The sequence below is a fragment of the Pseudomonas sp. SIMBA_041 genome (assembly GCF_046535095.1).
In the GTDB taxonomy this organism is placed as follows: domain Bacteria; phylum Pseudomonadota; class Gammaproteobacteria; order Pseudomonadales; family Pseudomonadaceae; genus Aquipseudomonas; species Aquipseudomonas mucoides.
In genome coordinates this window covers 368,908-387,318 of sequence record NZ_JAWRXJ010000002.1, presented here as the reverse complement: position 1 = coordinate 387,318, position 18,411 = coordinate 368,908, and the positions used below count along the sequence as shown (strand labels likewise).

The following is an 18,411-nucleotide window of genomic DNA, read 5'->3' as shown; positions in this document are numbered from 1 at the left end:
CTTATCCCAAAATGTCGTTCAGCAGTCCGTCGATACCTGCGGTTGTGCAGGTGTTCTCGTGTTGAGCAAATGCCAAGGTATGGCATGCCTTTCCGGTGGGGTTGGAAAACTTGACCGAATTGTTTGCGTCAAAGACGCCGGGCATGGAGGACCCATCGTCAAAGTGAGCCGTGCAAGCAAATCCTTCGTAGCTTTCTTCTGCGGGAATCTTGAATCCGATCCAGTTCCCGTGAATGACCATGGGCGTAGGCGCAATAAAGGGGGCAGCGGTATGGGTGCTTCCGATGATGACCGTACCCGAACCGCCGATCACGACATCGCCATGGGTGCCAATAGATCCGACCAGTGCGGCATTTTTGCCGTTGATAAACACTGTGCCGGACACTTCCGAGGCTAGCGCACTACCACAGGTGCACGTGTCACCTTTGCGAGCGGCTGCAAGTCCGTCGAAGAACACATCAGGAGAACCGGAGGCGATAGCTTTGGGGCCGTGCCCAGGGATGGGGCAGCTGGTTGGGTCGGTGATACGTGCAGCTGGCTTTGCCATGCTTGACTCCCTGTCAACGAATTTAACGGGGACGACTGTATCAGACTTGCTTTGAGAAATGGCTCGCGAAGATGTCAGCAAGATCATCCCTGGGTATGCGACGGGAGATGAGGAGCAGAGTTAAACGACTAAGCTTGATCAGCTGCAGGTGATGGCTTGCAAATAGTGATGTGATGCCGGCAGATAGCACGCCGGTGAGGGTGGAATAGATTCAGGGGGGCTGGGCGCAGGTGTCTGTTTAAGTTCGTTAGGTGTCTGAGAAAACTAGAAACAGACACCTTAACAGACACCAAATTGAAGCGGAGTAGGCTGGAGGCCTTGAAAATAGTGGAGCGGGTGAAGGGAATCGAACCCTCGTTATCAGCTTGGGAAGCTGGAGTAATGCCATTATACGACACCCGCTCAGAGCGGCTGACTTTGTACCAGATGTGCGCGTGGAAATGAAGTTTTTCTTTGCGCTGGACTGCTTTAGCGCAGAGGCAACACGGCACACACCACAAAACGGTCTATCGCGGGCAAGCCTCGCGCCTACAGGAATGCGTTCAACGACTGTAGGGCGATGCTTGCTCGCGAGGACGCTGTTTCAGATTGCCAGTGCATGGTGATCCTGGACGTAGTGGTAACGCGTTCGGCTGGCGTGTGGTTCAGGTTTCAGGAATCCCAGCAGTGCATTGCGGCTGTCTCGGCAGGCGGCTTTGTGTTCCATGTCGAGAAAGTGGCCGGTGGCTTCCAGGGTCGTGAAGGTGGCGTGTTGCACATGGTTGGCGAACAAGCGCGCGCCATCGGCGGCGGTGTATTCGTCCCATTCGCCGTTCATGAACAGCACCGGTACGTTGATTTTCTCCGCAGCCTTCAGGAAGCACTGGCGATCACTGTGCAGCAGGTCGCTGATGTGGAAGTGCATCTGCCCGTATTCGTGATCGGCCAGGCTGCTGACGTGCCGGTAGTTGAAGCGCTTGAACAGAGTCGGCAAGTGTTTACCGATGGTGCTGTTCACCAGGTTACCGACCCGGTCGCCGTCGCGGCTGCCGAGGTAGTCGACGCCGCGCTCGAGGTAGTCGAGCATGTGCGCGTTGATCTCCGGGGAGAACGAGCTGATCACGGCTTTTTCGATCCGGCGTGGCTGGTGGGCAAGGGCGACCAGGGTCGCGGCGCCGCCCCAGGAAAACGACAGCACGTGTTCGGCGCCGAAATGGTCGATCAGTTCCAGAAGGATCTGCCCTTCGACTTCCTTGGTCAGCAATTTCTCATGCAGGTTGTGGACCTTGGACTTGCCCGCGTAGGGCTGGTCGTAGCAGACCACGTTGAACTGCGGATGAAGGTTTTTCACGGTTTGTGCAAACGACGCAGTCGTGGCCATCGAGCCGTTGACCAAGATAATGGTCTTCTCTGCGGCGTCTGCGCGATAGAACTCCGTGTAAACCCGATACTGACCCTGTATATCCAGCACAGCGATTTCTGGCCTCATGTCATAAGACTCCTGGCAAGCGGGTATGCGCGCAAATGAGATTGCACGAGCTTTGTGACAGGTAGGCATACGCCTGGAATTTGGAGGCCCATGTCGATCCGTACAGCAGGTCGACGGGTATTATTATTGGCGGGCAGTCTGCCGGTCTGAGGCGGAACCTGAGGGTTCTCTAACCGACAAAAAGTTTCTTAGAAGTATGTTGTGACTCGTCAGTCACATTTCGGCTGACGACCTGATTCAAGCAGGGGTGACGTCTTCGCGCAAGTGTCATTGGTAAATTGTTCGACAACTTCTGCTGAGCGGTCGCCTGCTTAGATCAATTGAATCTCTTCGGTGCGCAATGCGCGGTACTCGCCCGGTTTTAGCGCGTTATCGAGCGCCAGCGGGCCCATGCGCTCGCGGTGCAGGCGCAGGACCTTGTTGTCGAAATGACCGAACATGCGCTTCACCTGGTGGTACCGGCCTTCGACAATGCTCAGCCGCGCCGATTTCGGCCCCAGCAGTTCCAGCCCGGCGGGCTGGGTGGTCAGGTCTTCGAAGGCGAAGTACAGCCCTTCAGTGAACTTCAACGCATATTCCGGGCCGATGTCCTGCTCGGTCTCGACGTAGTAGACCTTGGGCAGTTTGGTCTGCGGTTGGGTCAGGCGTCGCGACCAGCTGCCGTCATTGGTGATCAGCATCAGACCGGTGGTGTTGAAGTCGAGGCGGCCGGCGATGTGCAAATCGTCCTTGTCCGGTTCGTGGATCAGGTCCAGGACCGTCGCGTGCTCGGGGTCGCGGGTGGCGCTGACGCAGCCGGGTGGCTTGTGCAGCATGAAGTAGCGCGCAGGTTTGCCGGCTTGCAGGACCTCGTCATCGACTTCGACGCGGCTGAACTCGAGCACCTCGGCATGTGGGTCGCTGACGATACTGCCGTCGATCCGCACGCGCTTTTCCACCAGCAACAGACGCACCTGCTTACGGTTGAAGCGCGGCAGGTTACTGAGGAAACGGTCAACGCGCATGGCAAGGGTTCGGTGGGAAAAGGGCCGCGTATCTTACGTGATCGGCCGGGCGCTTGCTTACAGCTGCGCCTCGACCTGCGCGCAGCGTGGGCACAGGCAGGATTTATCGCGCAGTTCCGGCGGCAGCGCTTCGAGCACGGCCGGGTCGATGCTGACGCCATAGCACCAACAGGCGCGATCAGCGGTTTTCGGATCGGCCAGGGTGCAGTCGTTGGACGCACCGCAGGCCGGGCAGAAGTCAGGCTTGTTCATGGATTATTCATAGCTGGAGTGAGACTTTTCCACGCAGGTGCGATTACGGCCGGATTGCTTGGCCCGGTACATCGCATGATCGGCGCGAGAGAGCAGGGTGTGCAAGGTGTCATCCGGCTGCAAGGTGGTCAAGCCGATACTGACGGTCAGCTGCAAGGCCCGATCGTTGTAGGCATAACGCTGTGTTTCCACATGCTGGCGAATTTTCTCGGCGACTTTCAGACCGGTCTCACCGTCGGTGTCCTTGAGCAAGACGATGAATTCTTCACCGCCCCAGCGGCAGACGATGTCAGCGTGCCGCAGGCAACTCTGCAGATCCCGGGCGAAGCCGATCAGCACCTGATCGCCGGCCAGATGGCCGTAGGTGTCGTTTAATGCCTTGAAGTGGTCCAGGTCCAGCAGCAATGCGGTCAGCGGTTTCGGCTCGCGCTGGGCTTCGTGCATGGCTTGCGCGGCCAGCAGGTCGAAGCCGCGACGGTTCGGTAATTCGGTCAGGCTGTCGAGCGTCGCCTGGGCCTGGATCTTTTCCTGATAACGCTTGATCACCCGGTTCAGCAGGGCCAGCACAATCAGCGTGACGAGCAGGCAAATCAGCAGGTTGAGGTACAGCGACTGACGGATTTCACTGAGGGCACCGTCTTCGCGCTTGTCGACAAACAGATACCAGTTCAGCTCCGGAATGAATCGCACGTTGAGGAAATGTCCCTGGCCCTGCACGGAATATTCGTAGCTGCCGCTGTGGGGTTTGGGCAGTTGGCTGACCAGGGTTTTCATGCTGTCGAGCTCAGCGAGACTCTGCCCGATTTTTGCGCCTTGCGGGCCGCCCTCGGCGCCGGTGAGCACCAGGCGCCCGAAGTTGTCGACGAAATACACGCTGCGCTGATAGCGCTGCTGATACTTGTCGATCAGCTTGATCACTGCATCGACGGTCAGGCCGACACCCGCCGCGCCGATGAAACGGTCGTCGTAGTCGTAGACCTTGTAGTTGATGAAGAAGGTCAGGTTGTCCTTGTTGGCCATGTCCGGGTCGACATTGATTTCGTAAGGCTCGGCCATGTCGCGTACACGGAAATACCAGGTGTCCCGGGGCTCGCTGGCCTTGATCTGTTTGAGCACGCCTTTGGCGTGGTAGTAGGTCAGGGTGCTGTTGGAGACGAAAAACGCGGTGTAGGCGCCGTAATGGGTCATGACCTCGTTGAGGTAGCGGGTCATTTTTTCCGGCTCGTGCTCGCCGTTGACCACCCAGTCGCGCATGAAGGTGTCGCGGGACATCATCGAGGAAATCAGGATGGGCCTGACCAGGTCTTTCTGGATTTCCGAGTAGACCGTGTCCGATGTCAGTGGCAGTTCGGTGTTGACGATGTTGTCGCGAATCGACGCTCGCGAGGCGTAGTAACTGAGGAAGGACGTGGCGAGGAAGCCTGCGCCCAGCAGCGCAATCAGTGTGAGGACCAACGAACGTTGCGAATACAGCGGCGAGCGAAGCGGCATGACGATTCCGTTGGCAGAGACCCGATGGCAGGCATTCTAATGGCACTGCCGGGAAATAACTGCTCTATGTGCGCAGAACACGGTCCTTGTTGGAGTGAGCCTGCTCGCGATGGCGGTGTGTCAGTCGACATCTATGTCGGATGTTATGACGCTATCGCGAGCAGGCTCACTCCCACAAGGGGACGGTGTTTAGGTCAGGGATTGCAGGTAAGCGCGCCATCCACCGAGGTGGCTGATATCCACTGCGCCTTCCAATCCATACGCCTCGCAGATAAACCCGCTCTCCCAACGCCCATCCGCCAGTTGCACTTTGCCCAGCCCCAGCGGCGCCGGAATCCCGGTCAGGAACGAGCCCAACTCGCTGCTCGGCAATTCCCAAACCTCCACCGCAATCGCCACACCGCCATCCTTCACCCGCACCATCCCCGGACGAAACGGTGGGCCGCCGGCCAAGGCATACAGTTGATAGTCCGGCGAACTGAACGTCGTCTCGACCAACCGCGCCCCACGGCGCTTCAATTGCCAATTCAGCGCCAAGCCGTCCAGGTGCGCGCCACACACCACCAACCGCGCCCGATCGTTACGCGCCGCCGCCGTTGGCGCCGCCGTGGTCAGACCTTGCTGGCGCTGGAAAGCATCCGCCACGCTCAGCAAATACTGATCGGTAAACGCCCGGCCAAACAGTGTCACGCCCCACGGCAGGCCATTGCCCATAAAGCTGCTAGGCACCGCGACGGCGGCGTAGTCGAGCAGGTTCATGAAGTTGGTGTAGTAACCCAGTTCCGAATTGCGCAGCACCGGTTCGGCGTCCAGCTGTGCCCGTGTCACCGGGCGGCCGATGGTCGGCGTGAGCACGCAGTCGAGTTCTTCCAGCGCCTTGTCGCACAACGCTTTCAACGCTTGCAGCCGATACTGCGCGCGGAAAGTTTGTACGCCGGTCACCGCTGGCGCCTTGGCCAGCACCGCACGAATCACTGGCAGCACCGCTTGCGGATTGTGCTCCATCAACTCCCCGGCGACGCTGTAGCGTTCAGCCACCCACGGCCCTTCGTAGAGCAAACGGGCCGCTTCGAGAAACGGCGACATATCCAGTTCGACGGCTTCACCGCCCAACGCCTTGAGCCGGTCGATGGCATCCCCAAACAACAGCGGGCCTTCGGGGCAACCGAAAAATTCCAGGTCCTGCGCGCGCGGCACGCCGAAGCGGAACGGGCGCGGTGTACCGAATGCTGCGCCGTCATTCCACTGCGGATTGCGGCGGCTGTATTCATCACGCGGGTCGAGGTGGGCGGTGAGCGCGAGTAACTGGCTGGCCTCGCGAGCGGTCGCGGTGAAGGTCGTCACGCAATCGAGCGTGCGACAGGCCGGCACCACACCCGCCGTGGAGATCAAGCCTTTGGTGGCTTTCAATCCCACCAGATTGTTCAACCCCGCCGGCACACGCCCCGATCCCGCCGTGTCGGTGCCCAACGAAAAGCTCGCCACGCCGAGCGCTACCGCCAACGAAGACCCGGCGCTGGAGCCGCCTGACGGATACTCCGGCAACACGCTGTTCGGGCATGCCCCATACGGTGAGCGGCTGCCGTTGAGGCCGGTGGCGAATTGATCAAGGTTGGTCTTCCCCAACGGGATCGCTCCCAGCGCCAGCAACTGCTCGACGATGGTCGCCGATTGCTCTGGCACGTAGGCAAAGTCAGGACACGCGGCGGTGGTCGGAATACCGGCCAGGTCGATGTTGTCCTTGATCGCGAACGGCACGCCGTACAACGGCAGGCTGTCGATGTCGCGGCCGTCGAGGGCGGCGAGGTACGGTTCCAGTTCTTCGACACTGAGCAAGTGGATGAACAGGTGATAGTCCGGGTTCAGCGCGGCGGCTTTGTCGCGCAGACCCGACAGCAATTGACGGGGCGTGATGTTGCCGAGGCGATAAGTGCTGCGCAGGGCGTCGAGTTGCAGATTGATGTTCATGGCGTTAATCCTTTTAGAAATGGGTTCAGTCGAGTTCCAGCACCACGACGCGCTGTCCGGCGCGCACGGCGGAACCGGGCTGCACACGAATCTCACGCACCACACCAGCCGTCGGCGCGAGCAGCGGAATTTCCATCTTCATCGACTCCAGAATCACCAGCACATCGCCGGCTTCCACGCGGCTGCCGGTCTCCACCTGAACCTGCCAGAGGTTGCCGGCGATGTGGCTGTCGACGCTCATTTCACCGTTGGCGAGCGCGGCCTCTTCGGTCGCCTCCGGGACCAGTTCTTCGCTGTCGAAATGCGCTTGGCCGCTGGCGATCCAGCGTTCGCGTTCAGCGTTAAAAGCGCCTTGTTGCTGATCGCGAAACGCAGCGATGGTCTCGGCTTCTTTCGCCAGGAATGCCTGATAGTCCGCCAGGTTCAACTGGCTGTGCTCAATGTTCAGCTCGAAACGCCCGAGCGGGAAGTCCTTGCGGATGCGCAGCAGTTCATCGGCGCTCACCGGGTAGAAACGGATCTGGTCGAAGAAGCGCAGCAGCCACGGTTTGCCATCGAACGCGGCGACTTCGCGATAGCGGTTCCACATCTGCAAGGTGCGCCCGACAAACTGATAACCGCCGGGACCTTCCATGCCGTAGACGCACATGTAGGCGCCACCGATGCCCACCGAGTTTTCCGCGGTCCAGGTGCGGGCCGGGTTGTATTTGGTGGTCACCAGACGATGACGCGGGTCCAGTGGTGTGGCGACGGGTGCGCCGAGGTAGACGTCGCCCAGGCCCATCACCAGGTAGCTGGCGTCGAACACCGTGCGCTGCACTTCGTCGAGGTTGGGCAGGTCGTTGATGCGACGGATGAACTCCAGATTGCTCGGGCACCACGGCGCGTCCTTGCGCACGGTGGTCATGTATTTCTCGATGGCCAACTGGCAGGCCGGGTCGTCCCAGGACAGCGGCAAATGCACGATGCGCGAGGGCACTTGCAGGTCCTTGGCGGCGCACACGGCGTCCCATTCACCGGCGACGATGCCGAGCAGGTCGGCCAGCGGCAGTTGCTCGGGTTGGTAGTGCACTTGCAGCGAACGGATGCCTGGGGTGAGGTCGATCACGCCATGCAGGTGTTTGCTTTCCAGGGCTTGCATGAGGGCGTGGGCGCGGAAGCGCAAAACAAGATCAAGCTCCGGCGCGCCGATTTCGAGCAGCAGGTGAGTGTCCCCGGAAAGGCGTGCAACCAGCCGCGTATCCCCCTGACCGATATCCAATACAACAGGCGACATAATTCCCTGTGGGCGCTGGCTTGCCTGCGATGAAGTCGATGCGGTGTCTGGCCTGGCCCCATCGCAGGCAAGCCAGCTCCCACAGGGGGAGTTCCATTTCAATGCGAGGGTGCGGGCGGTCTGGATATCGACCGGGATGAATTGCACTTTGTCCCCGGCCTTCAATTGACCCAGCTGCCAAAGGTCCGCCTCGATCACCGTCACCGGGCACACAAATCCACCCAGACTCGGGCCGTCCGGCCCCAGAATGACCGGCATATCCCCGGTAAAATCCACCGCCCCGATGGCATACGGATTGTCATGAATGTTCGACGGATGCAGCCCCGCTTCACCGCCGTCGGCCCGCACCCATTCCGGCTTCGGCCCGATCAGGCGCACGCCGGTCCGGCTGGAGTTGAAATGCACTTCCCACTGGGTCGAGAAGAATGTGCCGATATAGTTTTCAGTGAAGTATTCCGGCGCGCCATGCGGGCCGTAGATCACGCGAATTTGTCGTACGGCAGACATCTCAGCGACTTCAGCCAGTTCGGCACCCGCGCTGCGGTCGAGCAAAGCAGGCACATGCAACACATCCCCCGCCCGCAACGCACGACCGCCATGCCCGCCAAACTGACCGAGGGTGAAGGTGCTTTTGCTCCCCAGATAATCCGGCACCTGCAAGCCACCGCGTACGCACAGATAGCTGCGCGCGCCCGCACCGGCCATCGTGCCGAGGCCCAACGTGGCGCCGGCCGGAATCAACAGCGTCGTATTCATCGCGACGGATTCACCGTTCAGCGTCAGTGGAATCACCGCGCCAGTCACCGCCACCACCGCATCACAATTGAAGCGCAGCAACGGTCCGCTCATGGTGATTTCCAGCGCGGCGGCACCTACTTCGTTGCCCAGCAAAAGATTGCCCAGACGCAACGCGCGACTGTCCATCGGACCCGACGGTGGTACACCCACCGCCCAATAACCGAGGCGCCCCGGATAGTCCTGAACGCTGGTTTGCGTGCCGGCGCTGAGCACTTCAAAGGTGTTGGCCTGATACACCAGGCCTTCCAGGCAACGCGTCCACGGCTGGCCGCTGGCGAAAGGCACATCCAGCAAAATCTGCCGCAGATAATCGCGGTTGGTTTCCACGCCATAGAGCAGGCTGTCGCCCAACGCCTGATGCAGATCGGTGCGTGCTTCTTCGCGGGTCGGCGCCCAACTGATGACCTTGGCGATCATCGGGTCGAAGTATGGCGGAATCTCGCAACCGGCCTCGACCCAGGTGTCGATGCGCAGTTGGATGCCGTTGGCGGCCGGGAAATTCACGGCGGTGAGCAAGCCCGGGCTTGGCTGGAAATCACGCCCCGGATCTTCGGCATACAGTCGTGCCTGAATCGCATGCCCTTCGGCTTTCAACCCTTGGCTCAACTCACGCAGCGGCGGCAAATCACCCGCCGCGAGTTCGACCATCCAGCGCACCAGATCGACGCCCCAGACTTGTTCGGTAACGCCGTGTTCCACCTGCAAACGGGTGTTCACTTCAAGGAAGTAGAAGCGCTGGTCTTCGCTGTCGAAGACAAATTCCACGGTGCCGGCGCTGCGGTAGTTCACCGCTTTCGCCAGTTTGATGGCCGCTGCGCACAGGTCGTCGGCCATGCCTTCCGGAAGGTTAGGCGCCGGGGTTTCTTCGAGGACTTTCTGGTTGCGCCGTTGTACCGAGCAGTCGCGCACGCCGAGGGCAATCACCTCGCCGCGACCATCGCCGAACACCTGGACTTCCAGGTGCCGCGCGCGCTGGATGTACTTCTCGATGAACACGCCAGCATCGCTGAAGTTGTTCTGGCCGAGGCGTTTCACCGCTTCGAAGGATTCGCTCAGTTCAGCCGCGCTGCGGCACACACGCATGCCGATACCGCCACCGCCGGCAGTGCTCTTGAGCATCACCGGGTAGCCGACCTGTTCGCCGGCGATCAGGGCGGCGTCGAGGCTGTCGAGCAGTTCGGTGCCTTCGAGCATTGGTACGCCGTGTTGCTTGGCCAGGGCGCGTGCGGTGTGCTTGAGGCCGAACACGCGCAGCTGTTCAGGCGTCGGGCCGATGAAGGCGATGTTGGCAGCTTCGCAGGCTTCGGCGAACGCGGCGTTTTCCGAAAGGAAACCGTAGCCGGGATGAATCGCCGTGGCGCCGGTGGCTTTGGCGATGGCGAGGATTTTGTCGACCGCCAGATAGGTGCCGGCCGCCGCGCCTTCACCGAGGCTGTGGGCTTCATTGGCTTGCAGGATGTGCAGGCTGGCGGCATCGGCTTCGGAGTACACGGCGACGCCTTTGACCTGCAAATCACGCAGGGTGCGCAGGATGCGGCAGGCAATGGCGCCACGGTTGGCAATCAGGACTTTTTCGAACATGGCATAACCCCCGGAGGCGATTGCGCATCAGCCTCGACCTGGGATGCGGGCCGTCCCGCAGTTTTTCGATAGGCGCCAGGGTCGTCCCCGACGGCAGAATCACTTCTCTTGCGAACAACGCCGAACCTGTGGGAGCGGGCTTGCCCGCGATTGGGCCGGCACATTCAACATTGATGTGGCAGACGTACCGTCGTCGCGGGCAAGCCCGCTCCCACAGGGTTTAGTGGTGGTTTTACTTTTTGAGGCACTGGCCGGAGCGGGCCTGGCACAGGGTGAACAACCATTTACGCAACCGCGCGATTTTCAGTTCCATACCAGTAACTCCGCAGGTGTCGGGTTGTAGGCGTTGCACGGGTTATTCAATTGCGGGCAATTGGAGATCAGCACGATCACGTCCATCTCGGCCCGCAGATCGACGTATTTGCCCGGCGCCGAAATGCCGTCTGCAAAGGTCAAGCCGCCGTCCGCCGTGACTGGCACGTTCATGAAGAAGTTGATGTTCGCCCCGATGTCTCCCTTGCCCAGTCGCCCGTCGTGGACGCAGGCGCGCAGGTAGTTGTCGCGACAGCTGTGCATGTAGCGTTTTTCCAGGGCGTAGCGCACGGTGTTGCTCTCTTGTGCGCAGGCGCCGCCGAGGGTGTCGTGACGGCCGCAGGTGTCGGCGACGATGGTCAGCATCGGTTTGCCGAGGTTCGAATACAGGACGCTGCCGGTGCTCAGGTAGACGCTGTTTTGCCGACGCAGCGTGCGTTGCACGTCGTAGCGTTCTTTCGGATTGGCCACGCTGTAGAACAGCGTATCGACGGCTTGATTGCCTTCCAGGTCGAGGATGCGCAAGGTCTGGCCGGCCTTGACTTCCATCAGCCACGGTTCGCCGGCCGGGATGGTTGCGCGGTAGATCGCAGTGTCAGGTTGTTTGTGAGCGGTAGCGATTGCAAGTGACATGGCAGCGATCCTCAAGCGAACAAACGGTCGGTGTTGATGAAGCCGCGCTCGTTTTCCGGGCGCGAAGTGCGGCAGTGTTCGGCGACGCTGGCGTCGGCGTTCATCCAGCTGAGCTTCAGCGGTTTTGGCGCGTAGTCGGGCGAGGGGTCCATCGGGTGTTGCAGTGCGGTGAGCACCACCAGTGTGTCCATCGGCGCGTACAACTCGATGTAATCGCCCGCCCGGGAATTGCCTTCGACGAAGTGGAAGCGCCCGGCTTCGTCGACGTCGACGCGGCTGAACAGGTTGAGGGTCATCAGCAGATCGGACAGGCCCAACCCCCACTTGCCGAGCTCGACGAGCAGGTTGTCGGTGCCGTTGCGGAAGAAGCCGTTGCGCAGTTCCTGATAGCGGCCGGCGCCGTATTTTTCCGCGACTTCTTCAGCGCAGAGCACACCGCCGAGGCTGTCGCTCCAGCCGCAGGTGTCGGCGGTGATCGCGGCCAGTACGCGGCCCATGTCCGAGTACAGGCAATGGCCACGGGTGAGCTTGGCGGTGTGTTGGCATTTGAGGCTGTCGGGCAGGTTCAGGCGTTCGGTTTTTTCGTTGGCATTGAGCAGCGTCAGGCTGACGTTGGCACCGCCGCGCAGGTCGGTCAGGCGCAGCAGTTGGCCGCGCTTCAACACGAACGAACGATGGCCGCCACCGGGCAGTAATTCTTCGGCGAAGGGGGGGAACAGTTGGGTCGAATCAGTCATGTGCAGAATCCTCTAAGCGATACGAAGCGTGCCTGCCATGGGCATCGGCAGGGCGTCGACGGCGGCACGGGTGGTGCGGCGGTCGCTGTTCAAAGGGATGTCGTAGGTGATGCGCGCGCCATAGGCACCGGGGGCGTGCGGGTCGATGCGAACCTTGTCGAACACCAGCAGACGCGTGCCGAGGCTGAAACCTTCGGACAGGTCGTGAGTGACCATGAACACCGTCAGTTGGGTCTCGCGCCACAGCTCCAGCAGCAAGGCGTGCATGTCTTTGCGGATACCTGGATCGAGCGCGCCGAAGGGTTCGTCGAGCAGCAACACCCGAGGTTTCATGATCAGCGCTTGGGCGATGGCCAGCCGTTGCTGCATGCCGCCGGACAGCTGCGCCGGGTATTTGTCCAGCGAGTGGCCGAGGCCGACTTTGTGCAGCAACACCGAAGCCTGTTCGCGCGCATCACGCTTGGCGCTGCCGAACAGGCGTCCGATCAAGGGCGAGCGCGGCAATTCGAGACCGAGGGCGACGTTGTCCAGCACGGTCAAATGCGGGAACACCGAGTAGCGCTGGAACACCACGCCACGGCTCGAATCCGGTTCGCCTGCCAGGGTTTGGCCATCGAGCAGGATCTCGCCGCGACTGGCGCGTTCCTGGCCAAGCAGCAAGCGCAGGAAGGTCGATTTGCCGCAACCGGAAGCGCCGACCAGTGTGCAGAACTCACCCTCGTTGACGTTCAGGTTCAGGCCTTCGAGCACCACCTGATCGCCGTATTGCTGCCAGACGTTTTTTACCGTGATGAAGCTCATGCGCGTGCTCCTTCATACCAAGGGAAAGCACGTTGGGTCAGGCGCTTCAGGCCCCAGTCCATCAGCCAGGCGAGGAGGGTGATCCACACCACGTACGGCAGGATCACGTCCATCGCCAGGTAACGGCGCACCAGGAAGATCCGGTAGCCGAGGCCGTCGGTCGAGGCGATGGCTTCGGCGGCAATCAGGAACAACCATGCCGAGCCGAGCATCAGCCGCAACGAGATCAGCAGACGCGGCAACAGCTGCGGCAGCACCACGCGCAGCATCAGGGTCCAGGTCGAGGCGCCGAGGGTCTGGGCCTTGATCAGCAACTCGACCGGAATTTCCCGGGCGCGCTGTTCCAGATCACGGGCCAGGGCCGGGGTGATGCCGATCACGATCAGCATCACTTTTGACAATTCCCCAAGGCCGAACACGATGAACAGAATCGGCAGGATCGCCAGCGGCGGCACCATCGACAGCACTGTCAACAACGGTGACAGCGGCGCGCCGAACAGCGGCAACGTCCCGGCCGCCATGCCCAGGCACAACCCTGCCAATGCGCTGATACCGAGGCCGATGGCCAAGCGGCGCAGGCTTGAGGCGCTGTCCTGCCAGAGCAGGTATTCGCCGGTACGGGAGTCGGCGACGAAGGCCAGGCGCTTTACCGCGTCGGTCATCTGCACGGCGCTCGGCAGCAGCTTGTCGTTGGGGTTGTCCATCAGCCGCTCGGCCGAGCCCATGAAGTAGGCGAACAGCACCAGGGCGAACGGCAGGATCACCAACAGCAGGCGACTCGGGCGATCCGGGTGGCGATTGATCAGGCGCATGGCCAGCTCCTCGTGATTACAGCTGGGCGTCAGCAGCCATCTGCACGTAAGTCGGGTCGAAGCGCAGCTTGAGGTTGGACTTGTCACCGCTGGTCACACCGTTGGCGAATGCCATGCCGACCGCGCTGGTGTCCTTGGCGCCTTCGCCGAGCAAGCCGTGCTGGAACGAGAACTCGGCGACTTTGCGCATGGTTTCCGGCAGTTGCTTGCTGGTGGAGAAGTCCAGCGCCTCTTTAGGCGTGGCGAACAATTTGGTGGTGTCCAGTTGCGCCTGGAAACCCGGCAGGTCGGTGCCGGAGGCCTTGGCCATGTGTTCAAGCGCGGCTTTGCTGGCAGCGTTTTTCGCGTTCATCAACTCGACCACTTCGAACCAGGCGCCGGTCAGCGCTTTGCCCAAGGCCGGGTTGTCTTTGAGGGTGGCGCTGTTGACCACCATCATGTCCATGATCTCGCCGGGGATCTGGCTGGAGTTGAACACTTCGGTGACGTCAGGCTTGGCCTTGATGTCCGAGAGCATCGGGTTCCAGGTGGTGACGGCGTTGACCTGCTCGGTGTTGAAGGCGGCCGAGATGTCGGCGTCGGAGGTGTTGACCACTTTCAGGTCTTTCTCGGTGAGGTCGACCGAATCCAGCGCGCGGGCCAGCAAGTAGTGGGAAACCGAGAGCTCCACGAGGTTGACGTCCATGCCCTTGAGGTCGGTGATTTTCTTGCCGTCACCCTTGAGCACAATACCGTCGTTGCCGTTGGAGAAGTCGCTGACGATCAGCGCGGTGCTGTCGACGCCGCCAGCGGCCGGAATGGTCAGCGCGTCCATGTTGGTCATGGTGCAACCGTCGAACTGGCCGGCGGTGTATTGATTGATCGATTCGACGTAGTCGTTGAGCTGCACCACGTCAATCTTGATGCCGTACTTCTTCGCCCATTTGTCGACGATGCCTTGGCTGCCGGCGTATTCCCATGGCATCCAGCCGGCATAAATCGTCCAGCAAACGCTGAAGTGGTCTTTCTGGGCGGCCTGGGACGAGAAACTCACGAAGACTGCGAACGCAGCGGCGAGCAGGGCGGGTAAACGAAGCTGGGACATGGTGGTTCTCCAGTTGATCAGGGGCGGGCAGGAGTCAACGCGGCACCGCGAACGGTGGCTTGTCTCCCGGGCTTTTGTCCCGCCGTGTAACCTCAACTGGAGGTCGCCAACTCTCGGACCAGCCACTCGCACAAGCGAGCCGGAACCCTAGTCAGCCATTGCAAATTGTGGTGCCGCGAACCTGTGATGAACTCCTGCACACAGTTGCTAAAGCGAGAGGCGTGCCAAGTCGACGCGAGCGCTCTAACGCGGGGGATGACGCGCGGATGGGCGCCGGAAGGGCAGGCGCGTTGCCTTTTGATGGTGCGCGGCTGCACCGCAATGGGACGGGTGGGCCGCTGATCTGAAGGTGTTCGTGGTGCAGCACTCGACGCTGGTTTTCCAGTCAAACGCTATGTCAGCCGACCGTTGCCGGCTGCTGTCCCGGGTCTTTTCGGAGGCCGTCATGCTGCGTCGAATGGTGTTCTGTGCGTTGCTGGGTGTGGGGTTGTCTGGCTGCTACTACTACGCAGGCTACGACGACGTGTACACCGCACCTTATTACTACCCCGGTTATTACTCGCCCTATTACTACGGTGGCTATTACAGCCCACGGTATTACGGGGGCTATCGCTACCGTTATTACGGTGGTCACGGGCCGCGTTATTACGGCGGTGGATATCACCGCTGGCACCATTAATCAGCGTGTGAATAGATGAAAAACCTTTCATCGGCCAGATGTTTCAATGTGTTTCAAGAACGCACCAGATTTCGAAATCGATGTCTGATCTTTCGACAGTCCCCGAATAATTGACTGTCGCTCGCCAGCGTCGCTGGTGTGGCTCACTCGCGGTCCAGGAGGCCGCCATGAACTGTCGAAAACAGCTCAGCCGAATTCTTCTGATTGCTCTGTCCGGATTGTCCCTGGGTGCTTGCGTGCCCTATTCCGATGGAGGAGACAGCTACTACGGTTCCGAGGTCTATACCTCGCCAGCGCCCACCTATTACGCCGGTGGCAGTTCCTACTATTCCGGTGGCGGGGGTTATTACTCACCACCGCCCCGGTACTACTCACCGCCCGCGCGGTATTACCAGCCAACGCCGCGCTATTACTATCAGCCAAGGGTGTATCAACCGGCCCCGCGTTATTACCAGTCCCGAGGCGATTACCGGGGCCATCAGAACCAAGGGTGGGACGGGCATAACCGAGGCGGCTGGAATAATGACTACCGGGGGGGTGGCGGACGCAACAACAACCACGGTGGACGCGGTGACCACAATGGTCATGGCGATCACGATGGCCGGGGTGGCCACCGGTAGGCATCACAAGACACTTTTTCGAGAAAGCGGCGCGTCAAGCGCCGTTTTTTTTTCCTCAGAAAAAGCTCGTAGGGAGAAAAAAATGAGGGCACTGCCTGATCAATTCGAAATTCACTCGCTTTGCTCCATCTCCTCGGACGTTCTCGGAACCCTCCTACATTTTTATTTCTGAACGTTTGTTAGCGTTTGTGCATTCGTATTGATGTTCGAAAAAATTCAATTAAATCGGGGTGCACATGAAAGAACCTGAATCATGAATTTACTGATTATTCATCAAAACTTTCCAGGTCAATTTCGACACGTTGCCTCGGCGGCGTTGAATCGAGCAGGCGTTAGGGTTACTGCCATTGGACGAACTACTTCTCCAGGCTTGCCAGGAATAAAATTATTCAGATATCGGCCGGTAAGAAAAGTATCAGGTTGTACGCACCCGTTTTTACATAAATATGAAGACGCAATAGTTGATGGGCAACAAGTACGTCGAATATTACTTGGTCTTAAACAAGACGGTTATTGCCCTGGCGTGATACTTGCTCATCCGGGATGGGGTGAAACGCTGTTCATCAAGGATGTGTATCCCGACGTCCCTCTTATTCATTTGTGTGAGTATTATTATCATCCGAAAGGTACGGATGTCGATTTTGATCCGGAATTTCCGTCTACCCCAGATACTTCTTCAAGCCTTCGTCCGCTTAATTCGATGCATTTGTTGAATCTTGAGCAATGTGATATTGGAATTGCGCCAACCCACTGGCAACGGAGTCTGTTTCCTCGAGCGTACCATTCTAAAATTCACGTAATTCATGAGGGAGTACCTCTGCAAGTAACCGAGTATGTGCCGGTTTCCTCTGTGCAGTTAAATAGCGGGTATGTGCTGGAGACCGGGCAGCCAATCGTTACCTATGTCGCCAGAAATCTTGAGCCTTATCGTGGCTTTCATAGTTTTATGAGATCTATTCCTTATATTCAGGCCGAGTGCCCGGATGCCCAAATTGTAATCGTGGGAGGTGATGAAGTCAGCTATGGGCGTTTGCCGAAAGGGTTTGAGAGTTGGCGTAGTAAATTGGTCGCTGAGTTGGATCTGGATCTTTCCAGAATACATTTTACGGGACGGTTACCTTATAAAGCTTATAGGGCCATTTTGGAGGTTTCAAAAGCGCATGTTTATTTGACTTATCCCTTTGTTTTGTCTTGGTCATTGTTGGAGGCGATGGCGTCTGGGTGTGTTGTCATAGGTTCAAATACCGCTCCAGTTGAAGAGGTTGTCGTTGATGGCGTCAATGGGATGTTAGTCGATTTTTTTGACGCTGAGGCGATAGCTGGAGAAGTATGCAGGGTTTTGCAAAACGCTGATGATTTCAGTTTTATGAGAGAAAATGCGAAATCGACAGCGAGCAGATTTGATCTGAAATACGGAGTGCAAGGCTATTTCGATATTTTTGATCGGGTAATTCAATAGGCTGATTTATCATTTTAAATGGAGTTTGAAATGTATAAGGTGATTCGCAAGGATGCATATTGGTGGTGTAAAACCATAATCAAGTACGGTTTGGTTGTGGTTCTTTGTTCTTGGTTGGTGAGTTGTTATGTTGAATCGGAGCGCATGGCGGAGGAGCAAGATCGTAGCCGAGAGATATCAAAGAAATGCAATCAAAAACTAGCGGGTATGGAGCATGTTCCAATATTGGGAGGAAGCCTTCTTGATATAGCTAAAATACCGGGGTTCCATTTCGGTTCTGCCACAAGGAATGGCCAGTGCATTGCAACGCTCCTGGAAGGAGACTTCTGGTGGACTGGCACTGAACTTCGCCCCACTTATCAGGACCTCGGGAACGAGCCGTTATCCCATTGGAGGTATTTTAGTTTGGCTGCCAGGTTGTACACAAGGACAGAGTCCACCGAGCCAATTAACATGGGACGTCAGACCAAGGAATGGCCAGAAGAGCTTATTGTGAAGCTCAAGAATTATCCCGGTCTGGAACTCTGGCTCAATGCTCCCCCTCCTAGTGTTGAAAATGAATTCGCGGTAAGCGGTTTTATAATGCGCGATTGGCGCCGAAGTGATGGAACTCCACGAGTGATTGCATGTGATGGTTTGGGTTCTCCATCTAGCGAAGTTTTGGAAAGTGGGTTCAGCAGAGAGGTTTTGTTAACGTTTAATAAATCACAACTGGAAAACCTGGATTTTGGTCAGTTAAATACCCGTTGCACAGTGGGGTTGCATAATTTCGATTTTGCAGGTGGAGACGCTCGTGTTCATCTAGGGACGCGGTCGCTGCGTGTTGCTCCTGCAGCGCTTAAATTTATTAGTGAATATCTTTCGAGTGCCATAATTACAGGGAAGTAAT

At 58.8% G+C, this 18,411-nt stretch carries 16 protein-coding genes, 1 tRNA gene and 1 riboswitch; of the genes, 4 read left to right on the top strand and 13 right to left on the bottom strand.

What is annotated here, in order from left to right:
* Position 1 precedes the first annotated feature (1 nt).
* The 13 genes from SB725_RS05470 to SB725_RS05410 all read right to left on the bottom strand — a co-directional run bounded on the left by SB725_RS05470 (position 2) and on the right by SB725_RS05410 (position 14,764).
* Positions 2-547, bottom strand: a complete 546-nt coding sequence (locus tag SB725_RS05470; RefSeq protein ID WP_410921411.1) for a PAAR domain-containing protein — start codon at positions 545-547, stop codon at positions 2-4.
* A gap of 328 nt (positions 548-875) precedes the next feature.
* Positions 876-949 (bottom strand) — tRNA-Gly (locus SB725_RS05465).
* 181 nt (positions 950-1,130) lie between these two features.
* The gene (locus SB725_RS05460; RefSeq protein ID WP_410921410.1) at positions 1,131-2,015 is read right to left on the bottom strand and encodes an alpha/beta fold hydrolase; all 885 of its coding nucleotides are present in this window, start codon (positions 2,013-2,015) and stop codon (positions 1,131-1,133) included.
* A 311-nt stretch (positions 2,016-2,326) separates the two neighbouring features.
* The gene (locus SB725_RS05455; RefSeq protein WP_027925564.1) at positions 2,327-3,019 is read right to left on the bottom strand and encodes a pseudouridine synthase; all 693 of its coding nucleotides are present in this window, start codon (positions 3,017-3,019) and stop codon (positions 2,327-2,329) included.
* 57 nt (positions 3,020-3,076) lie between these two features.
* Positions 3,077-3,271, bottom strand: a complete 195-nt coding sequence (locus tag SB725_RS05450) for a cysteine-rich CWC family protein (RefSeq protein WP_027925563.1) — start codon at positions 3,269-3,271, stop codon at positions 3,077-3,079.
* Between the two features lie 3 nt (positions 3,272-3,274).
* Positions 3,275-4,762 (bottom strand): diguanylate cyclase, encoded by a 1,488-nt coding sequence (locus SB725_RS05445; RefSeq protein ID WP_410921409.1) that lies wholly within the window; start codon positions 4,760-4,762, stop codon positions 3,275-3,277.
* 189 nt (positions 4,763-4,951) lie between these two features.
* Positions 4,952-6,730, bottom strand: a complete 1,779-nt coding sequence (gene atzF, locus SB725_RS05440; RefSeq protein WP_410921408.1) for an allophanate hydrolase — start codon at positions 6,728-6,730, stop codon at positions 4,952-4,954.
* A 25-nt stretch (positions 6,731-6,755) separates the two neighbouring features.
* Complete coding sequence (gene uca, locus SB725_RS05435; RefSeq protein WP_410921407.1) at positions 6,756-10,385, bottom strand: urea carboxylase; 3,630 nt, start codon at positions 10,383-10,385, stop codon at positions 6,756-6,758.
* Between the two features lie 303 nt (positions 10,386-10,688).
* On the bottom strand, positions 10,689-11,330 hold the full coding sequence (locus SB725_RS05430) for an urea amidolyase associated protein UAAP2 (RefSeq protein ID WP_410921406.1): 642 nt from the start codon (positions 11,328-11,330) through the stop codon (positions 10,689-10,691).
* Between the two features lie 11 nt (positions 11,331-11,341).
* Positions 11,342-12,067 (bottom strand): urea amidolyase associated protein UAAP1, encoded by a 726-nt coding sequence (locus SB725_RS05425; protein WP_410921405.1) that lies wholly within the window; start codon positions 12,065-12,067, stop codon positions 11,342-11,344.
* A gap of 12 nt (positions 12,068-12,079) precedes the next feature.
* Positions 12,080-12,868 (bottom strand): ABC transporter ATP-binding protein, encoded by a 789-nt coding sequence (locus SB725_RS05420; protein ID WP_027925557.1) that lies wholly within the window; start codon positions 12,866-12,868, stop codon positions 12,080-12,082.
* Positions 12,865-13,680 carry an ABC transporter permease gene (locus SB725_RS05415; RefSeq protein WP_027925556.1) on the bottom strand — a complete coding sequence of 272 codons (816 nt, stop codon included), beginning with the start codon at positions 13,678-13,680 and terminating at the stop codon, positions 12,865-12,867. Before SB725_RS05415 ends, SB725_RS05420 begins: the two co-directional genes overlap by 4 nt.
* A gap of 16 nt (positions 13,681-13,696) precedes the next feature.
* Positions 13,697-14,764, bottom strand: a complete 1,068-nt coding sequence (locus SB725_RS05410) for a putative urea ABC transporter substrate-binding protein (RefSeq protein ID WP_027925555.1) — start codon at positions 14,762-14,764, stop codon at positions 13,697-13,699.
* Between the two features lie 61 nt (positions 14,765-14,825).
* A riboswitch (guanidine-I (ykkC/yxkD leader) is annotated at positions 14,826-14,926 on the bottom strand.
* A gap of 283 nt (positions 14,927-15,209) precedes the next feature.
* On the opposite strand from SB725_RS05410, the gene SB725_RS05405 reads away from it, so the two are divergent.
* The 4 genes from SB725_RS05405 (at position 15,210) to SB725_RS05390 (ending at position 18,410) form a co-directional block, all read left to right on the top strand.
* On the top strand, positions 15,210-15,443 hold the full coding sequence (locus tag SB725_RS05405; protein ID WP_059181471.1) for a hypothetical protein: 234 nt from the start codon (positions 15,210-15,212) through the stop codon (positions 15,441-15,443).
* 167 nt (positions 15,444-15,610) lie between these two features.
* A complete protein-coding gene (locus tag SB725_RS05400) occupies positions 15,611-16,063 on the top strand; it encodes a hypothetical protein (RefSeq protein ID WP_081744009.1) in 453 nt (150 codons plus the stop codon).
* 253 nt (positions 16,064-16,316) lie between these two features.
* A complete protein-coding gene (locus SB725_RS05395) occupies positions 16,317-17,522 on the top strand; it encodes a glycosyltransferase family 4 protein (RefSeq protein ID WP_194939875.1) in 1,206 nt (401 codons plus the stop codon).
* A 30-nt stretch (positions 17,523-17,552) separates the two neighbouring features.
* Entirely contained in the window at positions 17,553-18,410 is an 858-nt protein-coding gene (locus SB725_RS05390; protein WP_027925551.1) for a hypothetical protein, read from the top strand.
* Position 18,411: the final 1 nt, after the last annotated feature.